Below are 19,487 nucleotides of genomic sequence, written 5' to 3'. Positions count from 1 at the left end.
CGAGGCCTCATCCATGACCACCTTCCTGTTCAGCCATGCCCCTGCGGTGCGGCACCGCGTCCATGCCCATGCCGAAGCGGTGCAAGTCGACGACGTCCGGCTCGCGGTGCGCGCGGCCGGCGGCGGCAGCTTCGTCACCACGGTCGACGGTCGCAGCGAGCGCCTGAATGCCGTGGCGCACGGCGACTCGGTCTATGTGCACCTCAAGGGGCGGGCCTGGCGCCTGGACCGCGTCGACCCCGCGCGCTCGAGCAACGGGGCCGCGACCGGCGTGGCGGGCGCCTCGCTGGCACCGATGCCGGGCGTCGTCGTCTCGCTGCAGGCCACGCTCGGACAGGCGGTGCGGCAGGGCGATGCCCTGCTGGTCATCGAGAGCATGAAGCTGCAGATGACGATCGGCGCCGCGGCGGACGGCGTGGTGGCCGAGCTGCCCCTGGCGGTCGGCCAGACCTTCCAGCGCGGCGCGGTGCTGGTGCGCACGGAGGAGCCATCGCAATGAGCCGCATCCAGAGCCAGATCGACACCGGCAGCGCGGGCTTCCGGCAGAACCACGAGGCCATGGTCCAACGCGTCGATGCGCTGCGCCAGAAGCTGCACAGCGCGCGCTACGAGCGGCCGGAACGCGACATCGAGCGCCTGCATCGGCAGAAGAAGCTGACCGTGCGCGAGCGGCTCGACCTGCTGCTCGATCCGGGCACGCCGTTCCTGGAGATCGGCGCGCTCGCCGCCAACCGTGCGTACGAGGGCGAGGTGCATGGCGCGGGGCAGGTCTCGGGCATCGGCATCGTCGAGGGCCGCGAGGTGATGATCCATGCGGACGATCCGAGCATCAAGGGCGGCGCCTGGTATCCGCTGTCGATCAAGAAGATCGTCCGCACGCTCGACATCGCGATCGAGAACCGGCTGCCGGTGATCCACCTCTGCGACAGCGCGGGCGGCTTCCTGCCGCTGCAGTCGGAGCTGTTCCCCGACCGCCATGCGGCCGGCCGCATCTTCCGCAACCAGTGCACGCTGTCGAAGATGGGCGTGCCGCAGATCGCGGTGGTGCTCGGCCATTGCACCGCGGGCGGCGCCTACATCCCGGCGCTGTGCGACTACAGCGTGATCGTGCGCGGCAACGGCGGCGTGTTCCTCGGCGGGCCGCCGCTGGTCAAGGCCGCCACCGGCGAGGTGGTCACGGCCGAGGCGCTGGGCGGTGCGCAGATGCACACCACCGTCTCGGGCACCTGCGACTACGCGGCCGACGACGAGCCGCATGCCCTGTCGATCGCGCGCGACATCCTGGCCCAGACCACGCCCGGCCGCAAGCAGGCCATCGACCGCATCGAGGCCGAGCCGCCGCACTACGACCCGCAGGAGCTCTACGGCATCATCCCGACCGACTGGAAGACCGGCTTCGACATGCGCGAGGTGATCGCGCGCATCGTCGACGGCAGCCAGTTCCACGAGTACCAGCCGGACTACGGCACCACCATGGTCTGCGGCTATGCGCGCATCTGGGGCTGCAAGGTCGGCATCCTGGCCAACAACGGCGTGCTCTTCAACGACAGTTCGCTCAAGGCCGCGCACTTCATGCGGCTGTGCGACCGCGACCGCACGCCGCTGGTCTTCCTGCAGAACATCACGGGCTACATGGTCGGGCGCGAGTACGAGGAGCGCGGCATCACCAAGGACGGCGCCAAGATGATCATGACGCAGGTCGGCTGCACCGTGCCCAAGTTCACCGTGATCGTCGGCGGCTCCTTCGGTGCCGGCAACTACGGCATGTGCGGGCGCGCCTTCGACGGCCGCTTCCTCTGGATGTGGCCGCAGTCGCAGATCGCCGTGATGGGCGCCGAGCAGGCGGCCAACACGCTGGCCGACGTGAAGGTGCGCCAGCTGCAGCGCAACGGCCATGCGCTGTCGGACGAGGAGATCGCGGCCATCCGCGACCCGGTGCTCAAGAGCTTCGAGGCCGAGAGCGATGCGTACCACTCGACCTCCGAGCTGTGGGACGACGGCATCCTCGATCCGGTCGACACGCGCAACGCGCTCGGCATGGCGATCGCGGCTTCGCTGAATGCGCCTTTCGGCGACGACGTCGGCTACGGCGTGCTGCGCCTCTGAGCCGCGACGCGGCGCGGCAAAGAAGGAGGACGACCGGACATGATCGCGATCGACGACCACGCCACCATCGGCGACGCCTTCGCCAGGGCCGCTGAAGCCTATGCGGACAAGACCTTCCTGGCCGTGCCCGCCAACCCCGCGCGCGCCTACGCGGCCGAAGGCGTCGAGATCAGCTACCGCGCAGCGGCGCAGGCCGTGCAGGCCTTGATGCGAACCTATGCCGCCGCGGGCTACGGCGTCGGCCACCGCATCGGCCTGCTGCTCGAGAACCGGCCCGAGCACCTGCTGCACAAGCTCGCGATGAACGCGCTGGGCGCGTGCTGCGTGCCGCTCAATCCCGACCATCGGGCGGGTGAGCTGGCCTTCGTGATCGACCATGCCAAGGTCGACCTGGTGGTCGTGGTCGCTGCGCTCGACACGCTGCTGCAGGCCGCGTTGGCCGAAGCGGCGCAGCAGCCCGGCGTGGTGCGCCTCGATGCCTTCGCCCAAGGCCTGCCGCGTGCGGCTCAAGCCGCCACATCCACCACGCCCGACGGCCAGACCCCAGCCAGCGTGCTCTACACCAGCGGCACCACGGGCCGGCCCAAGGGCTGCGTGCTGTCGCACCGCTACGAGCTCGCGGCCGGCGCCTGGTACGCGACGCGCGGCGGCCTGGCCAGCTTCGGCGAGGGCTGCGAGCGCATCTACAACCCGTTGCCGCTGTTCCACGTGAACGCGTCGATCTTCTCGTTCTACTGCGCGATGCTCAAGGGCAACTGCCAGGTGCAGACCGACCGCTTCCATGTCTCGCGCTGGTGGACCGAGGTGCGCGAATCGCGCGCGACGGTCGTGCACTACCTGGGCGTGGTGGTGCCGATGCTGCTGGGCCAGCCGGAGAGCCCGCTCGACCGCGAGCACTCGGTGCGCTTTGCGATCGGCGCCGGCGTCGAGCCGCAGCGGCATGCGAGCTTCGAGCAGCGCTTCGGCTTCCCGCTGATCGAGATCTGGGGCATGACCGAGATGGTGCGCGCGCTGATCGACAACCAGGCGCCGCGCCAGGTCGGCACGCGGGCCTTCGGCCGCGCGCAGCCCGGGCTCGAGGTCCGGGTGGTCGACGACGCCGACATCGATGTGCCCGACGGCACCGATGGCGAGATGGTGGTCCGCCATTCGGCCGCGACGCCGCGCAAGGACTTCTTCAGCGGCTACCTCGACGATCCGCAGGCCACCGAGCAGGCGTGGCGCGGCGACTGGTTCCACACCGGCGACATCGTCCGGCGTTCGCCCGACGGCATGCTGCACTTCGTCGATCGGCGCAAGAACATCATCCGCCGCTCGGGCGAGAACATCGCCGCGGCCGAGGTCGAGGCGCTGCTGCAGACGCATCCGTGGGTCGACCAGGTGGCGGTGCTGGCATTGCCCGACGACGTCCGGGAGGAAGAGGTGCTTGCCTGCGTCGTGCTGCGCGCCGAGGCCGGCACGGATGTCGATGCCGCGGTGCGCGCGCTCTTCGACTTCTGCCACGCGAAGCTGGCCTACTACAAGGCGCCCGGCTGGGTCTGGGTGACCGACCGCATCCCGACCACGGCGACGCAGAAGATACAGAAGCACCAGATCTTCCCGCCGGGTGTCGATCCGCGCGCCCTGCCTGGCATGCGCGACCTGCGCGCGCTGAAGAAACGCGGCGCCGCACCGGAGCTTCCCCATGCCGATGCCTGAACTGTTCCGCCACGCGCTCTCGGTCCCGGTGATCGGCTCGCCGATGTTCCTGGTGTCGTTCCCGCCGCTCGTCACCGCGCTGTGCAAGGCCGGCGTGGTCGGAACCTTTCCGCATGTCAATGCGCGGCCCGCGGCGCAGCTCGACCAGTGGCTGCACCAGATCGAGCAGGATCTCGCCGCTGCCCGCGCGGCCGACCCCGCGGCCACCATCGCGCCCTACGGCATCAACCTGGTGGTGCATCGCACCAACCCGCGCTTCGAGCCCGACCTCGAGGTGGTGGTCGCGCACCGCGTGCCCTTCGTCATCACCTGCCTGGGCAATCCGGCGCCGGTGGTCGAGGCGGTGCACGGCTACGGCGGCACCGTGTTCTGCGACGTCACCAGCGCCGAGCACGCACGCAAGTCGATGCAGGCCGGCGTCGACGGCCTGATCTGCGTCGGCGCCGGCGCCGGCGGCCATGCCTCGAGCCAGAGCAGCTTCTCGCTGGTGCGCGAGATCCGCGAGTTCTGGGACGGCTGCCTGGTGCTCGGCGGCGCCATCAACGACGGCTTCCAGATCCGCGCCGCCGAGGCGCTCGGCGCCGACCTGGTCTACATGGGCACCCGCTTCCTCGCCACCCGCGAGTCGCAGGCGCAGCAGGACTACAAGCAGATGGTGGTCGACGCGGGCGTGGCCGACCTGGTCTACACCGACCGGCTCTCGGGCGTGCATGCCAACTACCTGCGCCCGTCGATCGAACGTTTCGGCATCGACGTCGCGACACTGCCACCGAAGCGACCCGACATGAGCGCGCTGACCGATTCCGAGGCTCGGCTCTGGAAGGACCTGTGGAGCGCGGGGCAGGGCGTCGCCACGATCCACGACATACCGGCGGTGGCCGAGCTGGTCACGCGCATCGCGGCCGAGTACCGCCGCGCCTGCCTGCTGCCGCCGAGTCCGGCATTGGCGCGGGCCATTCAATGAGCGAACAGGCGCCGATCGACTTCTGGTTCGACTTCGCGTCGCCCTACGGCTACCTGATGTCCGAGAAGATCGACGCGCTGGCCGAGCGGCACGGGCGCCGCGTGCGCTGGCGCCCGGTGCTGCTGTTCGCGGTGCTGCGGGCGCTGGACCTGCCCGCGCCGATGGCCCACGAGGCCAAGCGGGCCTACATGTGGCACGACTTCGAGCGCTCGGCACGCTTCCTCGGTGTGCCGTTGCGCCTGCCCGCGGGCTTCCCCACGATCGCGCCGCATGCCGCGCGCGCATTCCACCTGGTCGATCGCATCGATGCCGCCGGCGCCGTTCGCTTCGCGCAGGCAGCGATGCGCGGCTATTTCCGCGACGCCGCGCCGCTCGACAACGCCGGGCAGGTGGCGCGCTGGGCCTGCGATGCGGTGCCTGCCGTCGGCGATGCGGCCCATTTCGAGATGCTACTGGCTGGCGACGAAGCCAAGGACCTGCTGAGGCAGGAGGTCGACACCGCGGTGCGCGAGCGTGTCTTCGGCTCGCCCTTCGTGGTGATCGACGGCGAAGCCTTCTTCGGCGTCGACCGCCTGCCGCAGATCGACGCCTGGCTGGACGGCCGCCTGTCGTTCGCCGAACCCCGACAAGGAGCCTGATTCACATGTCCGATGCCGTACTGATCCATGTCGAGGGCGCCGTCGGCGTCATGCGCTTCAACCGCGGCCAACGGCTCAACACGCTGGACCTGCCGATGCTGCTCGCCATGGAGCAGGCATTGACCACGCTGGAGGCCGACGATGCGGTGCGTGCCATCGTCGTCACCGGGGCCGACGACCGGGCCTTCGTCGCCGGCGGCGACATCAAGGACCTGAACAGCCGGCGCGGGCTGGCGCACTACCAGGAGTTCGGCGCCGTGGTGCAGCGCGTCTTCCGCCGCTTCGAGAGCTGCCCGAAGCCGACGCTCGCGGCCGTGAACGGATGGGCGCTCGGCGGGGGCATGGAGCTGATGCTGTGCATCGACATCCGCCTGATCGGCGAGGGCGTGCGCATCGGCTTGCCGGAGATCAAGCTCGGCCTGTTCCCGGGCGGCGGCGGCTCGCAGCGGCTGATGCGCCAGCTGCCGCTGTGCCAGGCCAAGCTGCTGATGTTTGCGGGTGATCCGATCGAGGCGCGCGAGGCGCTCGCGATGGGGCTGGTCAACGCCGTGGCCGCGCCCGGGCGGCTGCTTGACGACACCATGGCGCTGGCCCGGCGCATCGCCGAGAGATCGCCGGTGGCCCTGGGCCTGCTCAAGAAGTCGATGCTGCACGGCGCCGACATGCCGATCGACGCGGCGCTCGAATACGAGCGCGCGATGATCAGCCTGGTGTTCGACAGCGACGATGCGCACGAGGGCTGCGCGGCCTTCCTGGCCAAGCGCGCGCCGCAGTTCAAGGGCGGCTGAGCGGGCTCGGGCCCGCGCTGCCGCCACCGGGAAGCCGCCCGATGGGGCTAGGCACCGGCGTTGGCAGCGACATGAACACCTGCCAGTACCCAAATTGCAGCGAGCACCGCGTTGCTGACGCCCCGAAAACAAGAAGATTTGCCGCGCCAGGGCAGTCAGGCTGCATACAGCAGCGCAGGCCTATCGTTCGACGCGGAAGCCAGGCTGCCTTCATGTCGATGCGGCGTGCCTTGGGTGCTTTTCGCTGGCTCGAATCGACGAACGTTCTTGAGCGCCCGAAGCCGACGCTGCGGACGCCGCAAAAGGAGATGCGCTATGGACCCCATCAAGGCCCTCTCTGTGCTTTTCATCGCCATGACGCTGTGCTGCCCAGTGCAGGTGCGGGCTCAAGGTGAGCACTGGTCGTACAGCGGCCACCACGGACCCGCGAGCTGGGCGGAAGTCGACCAGGAGTTTGCCACCTGCAAGCTCGGGAAGATCCAGTCGCCCATCGACATCCGCGGCGCCAAGGCGGCGGACCTCCCGACGATCCAGTTCGATTACAAGCCATCGCCACTCAAGGTGATCGACAACGGTCATACGATCCAGGTGAACTACGCCCCCGGCAGTTGGATCGACGTGGGCGGGGCGCGCTACGAGCTCGTGCAGTTCCACTTCCACAAGCCAAGTGAAGAGAAGATCGCCGGCAAGTCGCACGCGATGGTCGCTCACCTGGTGCACAAGAACGCTGAAGGCAAGCTCGCGGTGGTCGCAGTCCTGCTCGACAAGGGCGGCGCCAATCCCATGATCGCCACCATCTGGAAGAACCTGCCGAAGAAAAAGGATCGGGAAACGTCCGTCGAAGCCACGGTCGATGCCTCGGCGCTGCTGCCCAGCAGCAAGGGCTATTACACCTTCGAGGGATCGCTCACCACGCCGCCGTGCAGCGAGGATGTTCGTTGGTTCGTCCTGAAGACGCCGGTGAGGATTGCCGACAGCGAAATCCTGAAGTTCGGCAAGCTCTATCCGATGAACGCGCGGCCGACCCAGCCGCTCCACGGGCGCACCATCGAAATGACGCGGTGACCTGCGAAGGACATGCCACCCCGCGGCCCGCACAGCTGGCGGTCTCCCTCAGGCCCGCGCCGCCGCCACCGCGAAGCCGCCCGGCCCCGGCTCGCCGTTGGCCGGATCGAAGCGCATCCCGCGCAGGTGCAGCGCCAGCGCGGCGTCCATTGTCTGCACATGCTTGTGGTACCAGTCCCTGAACTGCCAGGCCATCTGCCGGACCTGCAGCAGCTGGCCCTTGTGGGCCTGCACGACGCCTTCGCGCATGACCTCGAGCACCACCCGGTGCTGCAGCGTGTGGTCCTTGCGGCAGGAGAAGCGGGTGTCCTGCATCCACTCGTCCTCGCGCGCGAAGCTGTCGGCCGCCAGGTCGACCACCCGCCGCCAAGCGGCCGGCAGCTCGGCGTCGCCGGCTTCGTCGACGTCTTTCAACAGGGCCGTGAACTGCTCGTGCGCCCGGTCCATGAAGGGCAAGTCGAGCGAAAGCGAGGCTGCCATGTGTGATCTCCTCATTGAAAGACACAAGGCTAGCCCTCCCGCGCGAGGGACTCATTGACCTGGGACAAGCATCGCCGCAGGTCGCGATTGAATGCCTAGCCACGCAAGGTGAAGACGACGGAGAGATACGACACCGGCAGCGTGCCGAGGTCCTCGATGCCGTGCAGTGCGCTGGCATCGAAGAGCAGCGAATCGCCGACGCCGAGTTTCACGCGCCTGGAGCCATAGCGATAGGTCACGGCGCCCGATAGAAGATAGAGAAACTTCAAGCCCGGATGCTGAAAGGTCACATGGGGTTGGGCGTCGGCTTCCAGCATGACCAGGTAGGGCTCGACGAACAGGTTGCCCGAGAGCACATGGCCGAGCAGTTCGTAGCGGTAGTCCGCGACGGCGCCCAGGCGTTCCACTCGAAGGCCCTTGCCCGAAGGCACATGGCTGAAATCGGTGCGGCAGCGCAGGTCGGCGAAGAAGCGTGTAAGCGGAATGCCCAGTGCGTTCGCCAGCCGGTCCAGGGTCTCGACGGAGGGCGATACCTGGCCGTTCTCGATGCGCGAGAGCATGGAGCGGGACACGCCCGAGCGCTGTGAAAGCGCCAGGGCCGAGACGCCGGCAGCCTGGCGCAGGCGGTTCACCTGGGTTCCGACAAGGGCGGCGGGTTCGCTGCGAGTGGGCTTGGCCTTGGGCGTCGGCAGGTAGAGCGACGGCGGCAGCCTGAGGGGGCGCGCGGTCGGGAAGGGGGAGGGGACTTGTTGGGTCTTCATGGCTCGGGCGTCCCTGTCCGAGCCTTGTCGTTGCAAGGCATTTGATCTCCTCCCTCTAGCACAATTGGCAAGTCGCTTCGACGGTCCGCCAACACGCGGATGTTCGCCTGAGCGTCAAAGCATTCGACTTCACTCTAGCAGATGAATGGGAAATTTACTAATCTCTTGGGAATGATAAAAATCAACTGCTCATGACAATCGTTCGGTGCGATCCCGAGTCAAAGAAGCAGAATCCTTTTCCGAGCGCTTGCGTGTCGCGATGGCCAAGCGCGGGTACAAGGAATTCGGAGCGACGGCTCTCGCCGAGGCGCTGACGCCGGTTTTTCCGTCAGGGCTCAGCGTACAGACCACGCACAACTGGGCATCGGGCAAGTCAGTCCCGCGCGCGGATCGCATCGCAGTGATCGCGAAGCTGCTCGATGTGTCGCCGCATTGGCTCCAGCACGGGCCAGATCCGCAAGGCGAACGAAAGAGTCTCAAGACGCTGGATGGGGAGATCAGCGGGAAGGCGTTCGCTGAGCGGTTTCATGCGCTGACCGCGGAGCAGCGCCGGATCATGTTGGCGCTGTTGCATGAATTCGAGCGGGGGAGGTCTAGGTGAACTGCGGCGAGAGCGTGGGGTTCCGAGAGGCGATGGCATCGGTGGCCGATCGATTCATTGCTTCGGACTTCTGCTGAGCAGCGGTTGCTGTCCTTGAGCATCCGCGCGCCGACTCTGGCTGTCGACCACATGCCGGTCATCTGATTTCGTAAGCCCATGGTCTTGCAAGTGACTGGTCCGAGAGGCGGTGTCGTCATTCACGACGGACTTGCGCGCCGCCGCCAGCGGGCGGCACCCTGCCCGGCGGAGGCGGAACTGAACGACTTCCTCGCGGCATGTGAGCGAGCCGAGCGGAGAGAGCACTGATCCGCCTTCGGGCCTACCGTGCGGCACAAGCAGTGCCCATGTCATGGCTGGGAATGATGGCAGTGGCATCACAGGGGCCGCCGCAGGGGTCAACCCGCCTGTCAGGCGTTACTTGCCTTGGGCAGGAGCCGACAGCTCATCAGCGACCTGGACTGCTTCACGCGCCACGAACGTGAAAGTCACAAGGCTAGCCCTCCCGCGCGAGGGACTCATTGACCTGCGACAAGCATCGCGGCAGGTCGCGAACGAAGGCGTAGGCGATGCCGCCAGTCAGGGCGAGGCTCGCAAGCCCCATGAGTTCGGCGGGAAGGTCCGCGTGGCGGTCAGGCACAAGCAGGGCTTGATGGTTGGAGCGCGCAGCTTCACGGGCAATCCGTATGACGGGCATGCGCTGGCCGAGCATTCACCGGGGCCGGATCAAGACGATGGTCGATCAACAAAGACGCTGGCTCAAACGAAGACAGGCGGTCGAGCCCGCCATCGGGCACCTCAAGCACGACAACGGAATGGATCGGTGCTGGCTCAAGGGGCAAACGGGCCATGCGCTGCACGCGGTGCTGTGCGCCATGCCATCGCGCGGCAGTGGCCCGAGTGGCTGAACGCTTGTGTTAATAGGCACCCATATAGTCGCGCTTGCCGATCTCAATACCGTTGTGGCGCAAGATGGCATAGGCGGTGGTCACGTGGAAGAAGAACTGCGGCAGACCATAGTGCAGAAGATATGCGCTGGCGGTCAGCTTCTTTTCCTTGGGCGTGCCGGGGCGCAGTACGATCTCGCGGCTCTCGCTTGAATCAAATTGCTCGGATTTGAAGGATTCGATATGGGCTAGAGCCTTGGCAATCAACGCTTGCAGGTCGGCGAAGCTGACCTCGGTGTCGGGCCAGGATGGCACCTCGGCACCAGCCAGTCGGGAGGCAATGCCTTTGGAGAAGTCCGAGGCGATCTGTACCTGACGTATTAGCGGAAACATGTCGGGGAATAGTCGCGCCTGCAGCAGAGCATTCGGATCGATACTTTTTTGTGTCGCGTGGTCCTCGGCCTTGTTGAGTACATCGGACAGGGCGCGCAGCATCTGCTGCATGACGGGAACGGAGGCGTTGTACAGCGGGCTGGTCATAGTGAATTCAGTTTTAAATTGGGCACGATGGCCGGGGCTGGTATGGCAGAGGCCCTGCCAACCAGGCAAGGCTAACAGCAAAAAGGCAAACCGAAATTCGAGGGAAAATGGGACGCATCCTTCGCGCCGATTGGTCAATCCCGGCGGCGCAACTGGATGCGCCTGACGCCGTTCTTCGATTACCCGGTCGACATCCGCAAGGTGATTGACACGACCAACGCCATTGAATCGGTGAACATGAGCCTGAGGAAGATAACCAAGACCCGAGGCTCATTTCCAACCGATGAGGCAGTCTTCAAATTGTTCTACCTGGCACTGAACAACATCAGCCAGAAATGGACGATGCCGATACAGGATTGGAAGGCAGCTCGCATCCATCGACTGCACGTGCTTGCGATACCAGTCACGGAACTGCCAGGCCATCTGCCGGACCTGTAGCAACTGGCCCTCGTCGACGCGCTTCAGCAGGGCCGTGAGCTGCTCGTGCGTCCGGTGCATGAAGGGCAAATCGAGGAAAGCGAGGCTGCCAAGTGTGATCTCCTCAAGGAAAGACACAAGGCCAGCCCTCCCGCGCGAGGGGCTCATTGACCTGCGACAAGCATCGCGGCAGGTCGCGATTGAATGCCTAGCCGCGTGCCGCCAGCGCGTCCGGCAACTCGATCTTCACCTCCAGCACCTCCAGGTCGTCGTGCTTCTCCAGGTGCACCTTGATGTCCTCGGCCTTGATCGACACGTACTTCGAAATCACCGCGATCAGTTCGCGCTGCAGTTCCGGCAGGTAGTCGGGCCGCTTGCCGCCGAGGCTGCCGCGCTCGTGGGCCAGGATGATCTGCAGCCGTTCCTTGGCGACGCTCGCCGTCTTCTTCTTCTCGCCGAGCAGAAAGGAAAACAGGGACATGGCTACCTTCCGAAGATGCGTTTGAAGAAGCCCGGCTTCTCGGCGTCGACGAAGCGCATCGGCTTGTCCTCGCCGAGGAAGCGCGCCACCACGTCGCTGTAGGCCTGCGCGACGTCGGTGTCGGTGTCGTGGATCGCGGGCACGCCCTGGTTGGAGGCCTGCAGCACGGTTTCGGACTCGGGGATCACGCCGATCAGCTTGATGCGCAGGATGTCCTGGATGTCTTCCAGCGACAGCATCTGGCCGCCGGCCACGCGGTTCGGGTTGTAGCGCGTGATCAGCAGGTGTTCCTTGATCGGGTCCCCGCCTTCCTTGGCGCGCTTGGTCTTGGAGCCCAGCATGCCCAGGATGCGGTCCGAGTCGCGCACCGAGGAGACCTCGGGGTTGGTCACGATCAGCGCCTCGTCGGCGAAGTGCATCGCCATCATCGCGCCGGTCTCGATGCCCGCGGGCGAGTCGCAGACGATGTAGTCGAAGCCCTGTTCCGTGAGGTCGTTGAGGATCTTCTCGACGCCGTCCTGGGTCAGCGCTTCCTTGTCGCGGGTCTGCGAGGCGGCCAGCACGAACAGGTTGTCGCACTGCTTGTCCTTGATCAGCGCCTGGTGCAGGTTGGCTTCGCCCTGGATCACGTTGACCAGGTCGTACACCACGCGCCGCTCGCAGCCCATGATCAGGTCGAGGTTGCGCAGGCCGATGTCGAAGTCGATCACGGCCGTCTTCTTGCCTGCCAATGCCAGTCCCGATGCAAAGCTCGCGCTCGTGGTCGTCTTGCCGACGCCGCCCTTGCCCGAGGTCACCACCACAATTTTGGCCATGCCATTCCTTCTTCGTTCGTTCGTTTCGGTTGTTGGGTCGCCGTGCGCGAGCAGGTCGTCGTCGCTCACAGGATCGGATCCATGACGATTTTCTTGCCGTCCAGCGAGATTCGTGTCGCCTTGCCGGCGACTTCGGCCGGCAGCGCCACCTCCGCAGTGCGGTAGATGCCCGCGATCGCCACCAGCTGCGCTTCCATGCAGGTCGTGAAGATGCGCGCCGTGGTGTCGCCGCGCGCTCCGGCGATGGCCTTGCCGCGCAACGGCGCGTAGACGTGGACGTTGCCGTCAGCGATCACTTCGGCGCCGAAGCTCACCAGCGCGGTCACGATCACGTCGCCGCCGCGCGCGTAGACCTGCTGGCCCGAGCGCAGCGGCTTGTCGATCACCAGCGTGCCGTTGGCCGGCACCGGCACTTCGCGCACGATCTGTGGCGCTTCGGCGACAGCTTCGGCGGGCGGAGCGGCGGGGCGCGGGGCCGGCGCCACCGGCATGGCGGTGATCGACAGGCCGGCGGCGCGGGCCGCGGCGTGCTGCGCGTCGCTGCCGCCGCGCACCGCCACCGGCTGGGTCTGGTGGCGCGCCAGCAGGCTGCGCAGCGCCGCGAAGTCGAGCGCATCCCCGGCGTCGGACGCTTCGTCCGGCAGTTGCGAGAGGTCGATGACCACCGGCTCCTGCTCGAAGAAGTCGGGCGAGTCCGCCAACTGGGCGTCGAGCGCTTCCGCCAGGACCCCGAGATCGGCCGTCTTGAGGATGACTGCGATCAGCGGCAGCGTGGCGCTCTTGAATTCGAATACCGCCCTGGTGCGCGCGGCGGATGCATCTGCCATGGAAAAGCTTGGTGCGAAAAGCGTTGGAGTCTAACGGGCATGGGGCCGGACGTCGCAAAAGGTCGCCGCGATAGGCCGGCCGGACAACACTTCTTGCACCAGGTTGCACTTCGCGCCCGGCGCGTTTTGGCTCCTGCGTGACTTCTCTCACGCTCGCGGGCCCGCGCCGCGGCTCGCATAGTGCATTTGCACTATTCATCGCGCACCGGCCCACGGACAGACTCCCTCCACCGCTGTAACAGTTCGTTAGCGGCCCGAATAGTTGAGGAGTTTGATTTGTTGCGCATTCATCAGAAGACAAAAATTGCCCTTTCGACGGCCCTTCTGCTGTCGCTCGCCGCCTGCGGCGGCGGTGGTGGCGGCAGCGGGGGCTTCCTGCCCACCGGCGGCACGAACACCGGCGCCGGTGGCGGCGGTGATACCGGCACCCCTGTGGCCGCCAAGCTCAGCGGCATCGCCGCCACCGGCGCCGCCTTCGCGGGCGCCAAGGTGACGGTGGTCGACCAGCGCGGCGTCACGGTGTGCAGCACCGAGACCGACGCCAAGGGCGCCTACGAATGCGCCTTGCCCGAAGGCACCAAGGCGCCGCTCGTGATCACGGCCGCGCGCGACGACCTGACCCTCTACAGCACCACCGCGAGCGCCGCGGGCGGCAACGTCAACGTCACGCCGCTGACCACCATCATCGTCTCCCGCCTCGCGCCCAATGGCGACCCGGCGAACCTGGCCGGCGCCATCGCGACCCAGCCCGAGGTGGTGACCGACGCCACGGTCAAGAAGCAGGTGGCCGAACTGATCGCCGCGCTGCAGCCGCTGCTGACCCTGATCGGCGACGCCGTCGACCCGATCAGCGGCAGCTTCACGGCCGACGGCTCCGGCCACGACCGCCTGCTCGACTCGATCGCCGTGAGCGTGCGGCCCGACGGCACGGCCGCCAACATCGAGGTCACGGTCAAGAGCGTGCCCGCCAACGAGGGCGCTGCGCCGGTCTCGATCATCTTCCGCAGCAGCGACGCGACCCCGCCGACCCTGCCGCAATCGGTCGCGACCGCGACGCTGGCACCGGCCGGCGCCTCGCTGGCCGTGGCCGCGCTGTTCGAGCGACTGACGCAGTGCTTCGCGCTGCCGCTGTCGAAGCGGGTCAACGCACCCAACGACACGGCGCCCGTGAGCGGTGGCCCGGCCGACGTCATTGCGCCGGAATGCAAGACGCTGTTCGCCAACGACAACCCGGCCAGCTACCTCAGCAACGGCAACAAGGTCGGCAGCTCCGGCTCGTTCTCGGGGCTCTTCAGGCCCGGCGCCACCGGCGTCAAGTTCGACCGCGGCCAGCAGCAGTTCTTCCGTCCGAACGGCGACATGGTGCTGAGCTACCGCAGCGTCGACAGCATGGGCGTGGTGCAGAACCAGACGGTCGTCGCGAAGAGCGTCGACGGCGTGCTCAAGCTGATCGGCAACCAGTACAACTACAACGTCGGCATCCTGCCGACCGTGCAGGACCGCGAGTTCCTGCATGCGCCGGAGTTCAGCTATCTGAACGTGGCGTACAACGTGACGATCCCCAAGGGCCAGACCAAGGGCGCCGGCAATCCGCTGGTCCAGGCGGTCGTGACGATCCCCAGCGGCGCCTCCTACACCTACAGGCCGGGCGCGGGCAACGCCAACCTAGTGGTGGACAAGCCGGGCGGCATGCCGGGGAACACCTCGCTGCTGCGCATCGCCGGGGGCTATCGGGATGCTGCCCGCTCGGGCCATCCGTCGGCGGTGGAACCCAACGCCTTCTTCCTGCCGCAGCTCAGCGACGAGGAACTGCGCCAGCTGCCGGAGCAGGGCGTGTTCACGGTGGTGCTGACCTTCCAGGACAACACCAGCGTGACCCAGACGCACCGCATGGCCACGCGGGTGCCGACCATCGCCGAAGCCAGGCAGCGGAAGTTCGCCGAGATGACGCCGGCGCTGCGTGCCGAGGTGATGTCGGGGACCGCGTCGACCGGCGCCATCGTCTTCGATCCGCCGAGCCCCAGCGAGCCGAGCCTGATCGACTTCAGCGCCGAGGGCGACCTGGACGGCTGGACGGTCCCGGCCGGTGCGGTCTCGCCGACCGCGCTGACCGCCTACGGCAAGTCGTTCAGCGGGGTGGACTTCGAAGACCGGGTCGACGTCGCCCCCAGCGCACGCAAGGCCAAGATCTATTGCAGCGCGGAACCCAGTGGCGACGACCATTGCGGGACCATGAACGGCTACTCGGTCTACGCCGGCGGCACCAAGGTCACGCTGTTCCAGCTGTCCGGCACGGACGCCCAGCAGGTGCTGTTCCTCAAGGGCTTCGCGACCTACATGCCCGTCAACTGAAGCAAGTCGCGGCGGAATCCTTCGATTCCGCCGCGTTGAGAGGCCCCGCTTGCGCGGGGCTTTTTTTTGCCCGGACGGCGCCTGTCTCAGTTCCGCGAACGCGAGAGCAGCGCGTAGAGCAGGATCGCGCCGAAGGTTGCGGTACCGATGCCGCCGAGCGCGAACTGGCCGAACTTGAGCGTGAAGTCGCCGGTGCCGAGGATCAGCGTGATCGCGGCCACGATCAGGTTCTTGTTCTGCGAGAAATCGACCTTGTTGTCGACCCAGATCTTGGCGCCCGCGACCGCGATCAGGCCGAACACCACGATGCTCACGCCGCCCATCACGGCCAGCGGGATCGCCTGCACCAGCGCGCCGAACTTGGGGCTGAAGCCGAGCACCAGGGCGATCAGCGCGGCGACCACGAACATCGCGGTCGAATAGATCTTGGTTGCGGCCATCACGCCGATGTTCTCGGCGTAGGTCGTGACGCCGGTGCCGCCCACGGCGCCGCTCACCATCGTGGCGACGCCGTCGCCGATGAAGGCGCGGCCCAGCCAGGGATTGAGGTCGCGGCCGGTCATCGCGCCCACGGCCTTCAGGTGGCCGAGGTTCTCGGCCACCAGGATGATGGCCACCGGCGCGATCAGCAGCATGGCGTTGACCTCGAACACCGGCTTGGAGAAGGTCGGAAGGCCGAACCACGGCGCACTCGCCAGCGGCGAGAGGTCGATCGGCTTGCCCAGGCCCATGCCGTTGGTCAGCACCGCATAGATCAGGCTGGCGGCGATCAGGCCCATGAGGATCAGCAGCCGCTGCACCATGCCGCGTGAATAGACCGCGATCAGCCCGACGCACAGGAAGGTCAGGACCTGGATCCAGGTGTCGAAGCCGGTCGGCGCCATGTTCTTGATCGGCACGCTCGCCAGGTTGAGCCCGATCACGGCGACCACCGCGCCGGTCACCACCGGCGGCATCAGCCGCTCGATCCAGTGCACCGCCACGTCCTGCTCGACCTCCTCCACCTCGATGCCCTCGAGCCCCTTGACCGGCGCCGCCTTGGTGTGGCGCTCGTTGGTGAGGGCCACCAGCACGCCGATCAGCGCATAGACCAGCCCGCAGACGATGATGCCGCCGAGCGCCACGCCCAGGTTGGCGTTCGGCCCGCTGCCCGAGTAGCCGCTGGCCGCGATCACCACGCCGATGAAGGCGAAGCTCGAGCCCAGGTAGCTCGGCACGCGCCCGCCGGTGATGAGGAAGAACAGCAGGGTGCCGATGCCGCTCATCAGAATCGCGATGTTGGGGTTGAACCCCATCAGGATCGGCGCCAGCACCGTGGCGCCGAACATCGCGATCACGTGTTGCACGCCCATCGCGGCCGTCTGCGGCCACGACAGGCGCTCGTCGGGTGCGACGACGGAGCCCGCTGTGGTGGCGACCTTGCGCCAGCGGGGCAGGTAGGAATTGCTCATGGTCTTCTTCTCCTCGGTTGTTGTTCTTTGCCGGCGTGCGCGCCGGTGGGGCTCAGCCGGCTTTCGGGGCGAGCACCGCCATGGTGATGCGCGAGACGCAGCTCAGGTCGCCGGCGTCGTTGGTCATGTCGATCTGCCACACCTGCGTCGTGCGGCCCAGGTGGACCGGGCGCGCGGTGGCGGTGACCCAGCCCGAGGTGGCCGAGCGGATGTGGTTGGCATTGATGTCCAGGCCCACCGCGCCGTGGCCTTCGGGCGCCGTGTAGTAGGCGCCGCACGACCCCAGCGTCTCCGCCAGCACCACCGAGACCCCGCCGTGCAGGAGGCCGAAGGGCTGCACCGTGCGCCGGTCGACCGGCACGCGGGCGCGGATGAAGTCATCGCCTACTTCGAGGAACTCGATGCCCAGCAGGGACACCGCGGTGTCGACGTGGCTCAAGGTCAGGGCCTCGATCGAGATCTCTTTTTTCCAGATGCGCATGGGGGCTCCAGGTCAGGGTGGTCAAAACTATAGCGATTGGCGGCGGCGGGCGGCACGGCAAATACGCGCTGGTGGCTGACAGCGCGCACCGCCGGGCCGGCGGATAAGCAGCACTGATGATGATGCGCCCTGGACGATGGATCGCCGGCGCTGCCGCCGCGGCAGCGCTGCTGCTGGGCGGACTGGTGCTGCTGTTCCTCGTCCTGCTGCCCAGCGACAGGGAGCTCGCGGCCGAAGTCGGTGCCCGCTTCGAGAGGGCTTCCGGCATCGGGCTGCGTGTCGGGTCGGCGCACTGGTCGCTGCGGCCGGTGCCGGTGGTGGTGCTGGGCGAGCTGTCGACCGACCAGCCGACGCCGATCACGGTGCGGCGCATCGTCATCCGGCCGCGCCTGGCCCCGCTGTGGCGGCGCAGCATCGCGATCGAGTCGGTGGAGGTCGAGGACGCGGTGCTGCCACGGGCCTCGGTGCGCGCCTTCCGCGGGCGCTGGGAGGGCGGCGCCGCCGGTGTGCCGCTGGCCGGCGGCTGGAACCTGGCCGAACGGCCCCTCGAACGCTTGCGCCTTCGCGGCCTGGTCTGGATCGATCGCCGCGACATCGCGCTGGCCTACGACGCCGATGTCCGCTTCGATGCGCGCTGGCGCCCGCGCGAGGCCGAGCTGCGGCGCCCGGAGATCATGCCGCCGGCCGTGCTGCGGCTCGAGCGCGAGGGTGACCAGGACCGCTGGCGCATCCTGATCGACGTCGCCGGCGGCACGTGGAACGGCCGCACCGAGCTGCATGTGCTGGACGACGGCCGGCTCCGCCTGGGCGCCGAGCTGGCGCCCCGGAACGTGGACGTCGCCGCGCTGGCGCGCAGCTTCGGCCGGCGCGCCGCGGTCGAAGGGAAGGTCAACGGGCAGACCACGGTCGACGCCGAGGGCGCCGACGCGGTCGAACTGCTGCGGCGGCTGCACACGCACACCCGCTTCACGGTCGCCCCCGCCACGCTGACCGGCTTCGACCTGGCCAGGGCGGTGCGCAGTGCCGGCATCAGCCGTGGCGGCCACACGGCGCTCGACAGCCTCGCCGGCACGCTGGACACCCAGGCCAGCGAAGACGGCCTGGTGCTGCGCTACAGCGGACTCAAGGCGCGCTCGGGCGTGCTCACGGCGAGCGGCAGCGCCACGGTGCTCAACCGGCGGCTCGACGGCGAGGCCGCGGTCGATCTGGTCGACGGCGTGGTCGGCGTGCCGCTCAAGCTCGGCGGCACGCTCGACGCGCCCGAGCTCTCGCTGACCGGTGGCGCACTGACCGGTGCCGCCGTGGGATCGGCGGTGCTGCCCGGCGTCGGCACCGCGATCGGCGCACGCATCGGGCAACAGATGGAGAAGTTGTTCGGCGGCGACGACAAGAAGAAGCCGGCGCCGAAGCCGCGTTGAAGATGCCGAACGACAATCGCGGAATCCGTCCCCGCCCGTGGCCCGAATTCCCGGTCCCGCTCAGCCCGAGGTACATGCCATGCACATCAGCAATTCGGTCTTCACGGAGGCGACCTTCTGGTTGATGGTGGCGGTCTCGGTGGTGCTGCCGTTCTGCATCTACGGCGTGATGATCGTCAAGCAGGCGATCTCGCGCCGGACCGTGCTGGTGCTCGGGTTCTCGCTGGTCGCGATCGCGGCCGTGAACGTCTACTTCCTGCAGCGGCTGGCCACCACCGCCGCGATCACGCCCTCGCTGGCGGACGACGTGTTCTTCGTTTCGGAGCTGCGGGTGGCGCTCTACCTGCTGCCGGCGCTGTTCGCGGGGCTCGGCATCAACGTGATCTCGCACGTTCTCACCACCCACCTGGCCGAGGCCGAGAAGCGCTTCAGCGAGCAGCACCCCGACGACGGCGACGACCCGCAGAACGTCTAGCGAAGGGGGTGCCTAGGCCTGCAGCTTGAAGGCGCCGACGACCTGCGACAGATTGCCGGCCTGCTCCTGCAGCGATTGCGCCGCCGCCGAGGCCTCCTCCACCAGCGCCGCGTTCTGCTGCGTCACCTGGTCCATCTGCGTGATCGCCTGGTTGATCTGCTCGATCCCCGAGGTCTGCTCCTGGCTCGCCGCCGTGATCTCGCCCATGATGTCGGTCACCCGCTTCACGCTGTCCACGATACGAT

20 protein-coding genes and 2 pseudogenes are annotated in these 19,487 nt (G+C 67.6%); 13 read left to right on the top strand and 9 right to left on the bottom strand.

From position 1 onward, the window contains the following. Positions 1-13 precede the first annotated feature (13 nt). The 7 genes from AB4Z46_RS19295 (at position 14) to AB4Z46_RS19265 (ending at position 7,259) form a co-directional block, all read left to right on the top strand. Complete coding sequence (locus tag AB4Z46_RS19295; protein ID WP_442285140.1) at positions 14-499, top strand: biotin/lipoyl-containing protein; 486 nt, start codon at positions 14-16, stop codon at positions 497-499. Continuing rightward, the gene (locus AB4Z46_RS19290; protein WP_442285139.1) at positions 496-2,106 is read left to right on the top strand and encodes an acyl-CoA carboxylase subunit beta; all 1,611 of its coding nucleotides are present in this window, start codon (positions 496-498) and stop codon (positions 2,104-2,106) included. Before AB4Z46_RS19295 ends, AB4Z46_RS19290 begins: the two co-directional genes overlap by 4 nt. A gap of 39 nt (positions 2,107-2,145) precedes the next feature. Then, the gene (locus tag AB4Z46_RS19285; protein ID WP_442285138.1) at positions 2,146-3,804 is read left to right on the top strand and encodes an AMP-binding protein; all 1,659 of its coding nucleotides are present in this window, start codon (positions 2,146-2,148) and stop codon (positions 3,802-3,804) included. After that, the gene (locus AB4Z46_RS19280; protein ID WP_442285137.1) at positions 3,791-4,768 is read left to right on the top strand and encodes an NAD(P)H-dependent flavin oxidoreductase; all 978 of its coding nucleotides are present in this window, start codon (positions 3,791-3,793) and stop codon (positions 4,766-4,768) included. The genes AB4Z46_RS19285 and AB4Z46_RS19280 overlap by 14 nt, the downstream gene beginning before the upstream one ends. Next, positions 4,765-5,406, top strand: a complete 642-nt coding sequence (locus AB4Z46_RS19275; RefSeq protein WP_442285136.1) for a 2-hydroxychromene-2-carboxylate isomerase — start codon at positions 4,765-4,767, stop codon at positions 5,404-5,406. The genes AB4Z46_RS19280 and AB4Z46_RS19275 overlap by 4 nt, the downstream gene beginning before the upstream one ends. Before the next feature lie 5 nt (positions 5,407-5,411). Further along, on the top strand, positions 5,412-6,194 hold the full coding sequence (locus tag AB4Z46_RS19270; protein WP_442285135.1) for an enoyl-CoA hydratase/isomerase family protein: 783 nt from the start codon (positions 5,412-5,414) through the stop codon (positions 6,192-6,194). A gap of 267 nt (positions 6,195-6,461) precedes the next feature. Then, on the top strand, positions 6,462-7,259 hold the full coding sequence (locus tag AB4Z46_RS19265; RefSeq protein WP_442285134.1) for a carbonic anhydrase: 798 nt from the start codon (positions 6,462-6,464) through the stop codon (positions 7,257-7,259). A gap of 48 nt (positions 7,260-7,307) precedes the next feature. On the opposite strand, the gene AB4Z46_RS19260 is transcribed toward AB4Z46_RS19265, so the two are convergent. Both AB4Z46_RS19260 and AB4Z46_RS19255 read right to left on the bottom strand, forming a co-directional pair. Next, positions 7,308-7,739: a bacteriohemerythrin gene (locus tag AB4Z46_RS19260; RefSeq protein ID WP_442285133.1), complete on the bottom strand. Its 432-nt coding sequence runs from the start codon at positions 7,737-7,739 to the stop codon at positions 7,308-7,310. Between the two features lie 95 nt (positions 7,740-7,834). Then, positions 7,835-8,371 carry a helix-turn-helix domain-containing protein gene (locus AB4Z46_RS19255; protein ID WP_442285258.1) on the bottom strand — a complete coding sequence of 179 codons (537 nt, stop codon included), beginning with the start codon at positions 8,369-8,371 and terminating at the stop codon, positions 7,835-7,837. A 334-nt stretch (positions 8,372-8,705) separates the two neighbouring features. Here AB4Z46_RS19255 and AB4Z46_RS19250 point away from each other — a divergent pair, with 334 nt between their 5' ends. Next, positions 8,706-9,101, top strand: a complete 396-nt coding sequence (locus tag AB4Z46_RS19250; RefSeq protein ID WP_442285132.1) for a hypothetical protein — start codon at positions 8,706-8,708, stop codon at positions 9,099-9,101. Between the two features lie 574 nt (positions 9,102-9,675). Next, positions 9,676-9,973, top strand: a pseudogene (locus AB4Z46_RS19245) (IS5/IS1182 family transposase); the annotation flags it as partial. A gap of 42 nt (positions 9,974-10,015) precedes the next feature. Here AB4Z46_RS19245 and AB4Z46_RS19240 read toward each other — a convergent pair. After that, positions 10,016-10,525 (bottom strand): DUF1993 domain-containing protein, encoded by a 510-nt coding sequence (locus AB4Z46_RS19240; RefSeq protein ID WP_442285131.1) that lies wholly within the window; start codon positions 10,523-10,525, stop codon positions 10,016-10,018. A gap of 93 nt (positions 10,526-10,618) precedes the next feature. Between AB4Z46_RS19240 and AB4Z46_RS19235 the strand changes: the two are divergent. Beyond that, positions 10,619-10,963 (top strand): annotated as a pseudogene (locus AB4Z46_RS19235) (transposase); the annotation flags it as partial. Between the two features lie 187 nt (positions 10,964-11,150). On the opposite strand, the gene minE reads toward AB4Z46_RS19235, so the two are convergent. The 3 genes from minE to minC form a co-directional block, all read right to left on the bottom strand. Further along, entirely contained in the window at positions 11,151-11,423 is a 273-nt protein-coding gene (gene minE, locus AB4Z46_RS19230; RefSeq protein ID WP_442285130.1) for a cell division topological specificity factor MinE, read from the bottom strand. 2 nt (positions 11,424-11,425) lie between these two features. Next, positions 11,426-12,238, bottom strand: a complete 813-nt coding sequence (gene minD, locus AB4Z46_RS19225; protein WP_442285129.1) for a septum site-determining protein MinD — start codon at positions 12,236-12,238, stop codon at positions 11,426-11,428. A 65-nt stretch (positions 12,239-12,303) separates the two neighbouring features. Next, complete coding sequence (gene minC / locus AB4Z46_RS19220; protein ID WP_442285128.1) at positions 12,304-13,065, bottom strand: septum site-determining protein MinC; 762 nt, start codon at positions 13,063-13,065, stop codon at positions 12,304-12,306. Between the two features lie 276 nt (positions 13,066-13,341). On the opposite strand from minC, the gene AB4Z46_RS19215 reads away from it, so the two are divergent. Continuing rightward, the gene (locus AB4Z46_RS19215; protein WP_442285127.1) at positions 13,342-15,417 is read left to right on the top strand and encodes a carboxypeptidase regulatory-like domain-containing protein; all 2,076 of its coding nucleotides are present in this window, start codon (positions 13,342-13,344) and stop codon (positions 15,415-15,417) included. Positions 15,418-15,503: 86 nt separating this feature from the next. Here the strand turns inward: AB4Z46_RS19215 and AB4Z46_RS19210 are convergent, their stop codons facing one another. Both AB4Z46_RS19210 and AB4Z46_RS19205 read right to left on the bottom strand, forming a co-directional pair. Then, a complete protein-coding gene (locus AB4Z46_RS19210) occupies positions 15,504-16,868 on the bottom strand; it encodes a solute carrier family 23 protein (RefSeq protein ID WP_442285126.1) in 1,365 nt (454 codons plus the stop codon). Between the two features lie 52 nt (positions 16,869-16,920). Beyond that, positions 16,921-17,349, bottom strand: a complete 429-nt coding sequence (locus AB4Z46_RS19205) for a hotdog fold thioesterase (RefSeq protein ID WP_442285125.1) — start codon at positions 17,347-17,349, stop codon at positions 16,921-16,923. A 116-nt stretch (positions 17,350-17,465) separates the two neighbouring features. Between AB4Z46_RS19205 and AB4Z46_RS19200 the strand changes: the two genes are divergently transcribed. Together AB4Z46_RS19200 and AB4Z46_RS19195 are read left to right on the top strand one after the other, a co-directional pair. Next, positions 17,466-18,767 carry a hypothetical protein gene (locus AB4Z46_RS19200; protein WP_442285124.1) on the top strand — a complete coding sequence of 434 codons (1,302 nt, stop codon included), beginning with the start codon at positions 17,466-17,468 and terminating at the stop codon, positions 18,765-18,767. A gap of 79 nt (positions 18,768-18,846) precedes the next feature. After that, on the top strand, positions 18,847-19,242 hold the full coding sequence (locus AB4Z46_RS19195) for a hypothetical protein (RefSeq protein WP_442285123.1): 396 nt from the start codon (positions 18,847-18,849) through the stop codon (positions 19,240-19,242). 12 nt (positions 19,243-19,254) lie between these two features. On the opposite strand, the gene AB4Z46_RS19190 is transcribed toward AB4Z46_RS19195, so the two are convergent. Further along, positions 19,255-19,487: methyl-accepting chemotaxis protein (locus AB4Z46_RS19190; RefSeq protein WP_442285122.1), on the bottom strand; the 233-nt coding region annotated here is incomplete at its 5' end.

It is taken from the genome of Variovorax sp. M-6, assembly GCF_052114385.1.
In the GTDB taxonomy this organism is placed as follows: Bacteria; Pseudomonadota; Gammaproteobacteria; order Burkholderiales; family Burkholderiaceae_C; genus Variovorax.
The sequence above is the reverse complement of the archived record's forward strand: the minus strand, read 5'-3'. Positions and strand labels throughout refer to the sequence as shown.

Excerpts from the sequence above, each read along its gene's own strand:
- AB4Z46_RS19295 (WP_442285140.1), top strand. The coding sequence starts at position 14 with ATGACCACCTTCCTGTTCAGCCATGCCCCTGCGGTGCGGCACCGCGTC.
- AB4Z46_RS19205 (WP_442285125.1), bottom strand. The coding sequence starts at position 17,349 with ATGCGCATCTGGAAAAAAGAGATCTCGATCGAGGCCCTGACCTTGAGC.
- AB4Z46_RS19270 (WP_442285135.1), top strand. The coding sequence starts at position 5,412 with ATGTCCGATGCCGTACTGATCCATGTCGAGGGCGCCGTCGGCGTCATG.
- AB4Z46_RS19240 (WP_442285131.1), bottom strand. The coding sequence starts at position 10,525 with ATGACCAGCCCGCTGTACAACGCCTCCGTTCCCGTCATGCAGCAGATG.
- AB4Z46_RS19195 (WP_442285123.1), top strand. The coding sequence starts at position 18,847 with ATGCACATCAGCAATTCGGTCTTCACGGAGGCGACCTTCTGGTTGATG.
- AB4Z46_RS19210 (WP_442285126.1), bottom strand. The coding sequence starts at position 16,868 with ATGAGCAATTCCTACCTGCCCCGCTGGCGCAAGGTCGCCACCACAGCG.
- minC (WP_442285128.1), bottom strand. The coding sequence starts at position 13,065 with ATGGCAGATGCATCCGCCGCGCGCACCAGGGCGGTATTCGAATTCAAG.
- minE (WP_442285130.1), bottom strand. The coding sequence starts at position 11,423 with ATGTCCCTGTTTTCCTTTCTGCTCGGCGAGAAGAAGAAGACGGCGAGC.
- minD (WP_442285129.1), bottom strand. The coding sequence starts at position 12,238 with ATGGCCAAAATTGTGGTGGTGACCTCGGGCAAGGGCGGCGTCGGCAAG.
- AB4Z46_RS19260 (WP_442285133.1), bottom strand. The coding sequence starts at position 7,739 with ATGGCAGCCTCGCTTTCGCTCGACTTGCCCTTCATGGACCGGGCGCAC.
- AB4Z46_RS19285 (WP_442285138.1), top strand. The coding sequence starts at position 2,146 with ATGATCGCGATCGACGACCACGCCACCATCGGCGACGCCTTCGCCAGG.
- AB4Z46_RS19275 (WP_442285136.1), top strand. The coding sequence starts at position 4,765 with ATGAGCGAACAGGCGCCGATCGACTTCTGGTTCGACTTCGCGTCGCCC.
- AB4Z46_RS19290 (WP_442285139.1), top strand. The coding sequence starts at position 496 with ATGAGCCGCATCCAGAGCCAGATCGACACCGGCAGCGCGGGCTTCCGG.
- AB4Z46_RS19200 (WP_442285124.1), top strand. The coding sequence starts at position 17,466 with ATGATGATGCGCCCTGGACGATGGATCGCCGGCGCTGCCGCCGCGGCA.
- AB4Z46_RS19280 (WP_442285137.1), top strand. The coding sequence starts at position 3,791 with ATGCCGATGCCTGAACTGTTCCGCCACGCGCTCTCGGTCCCGGTGATC.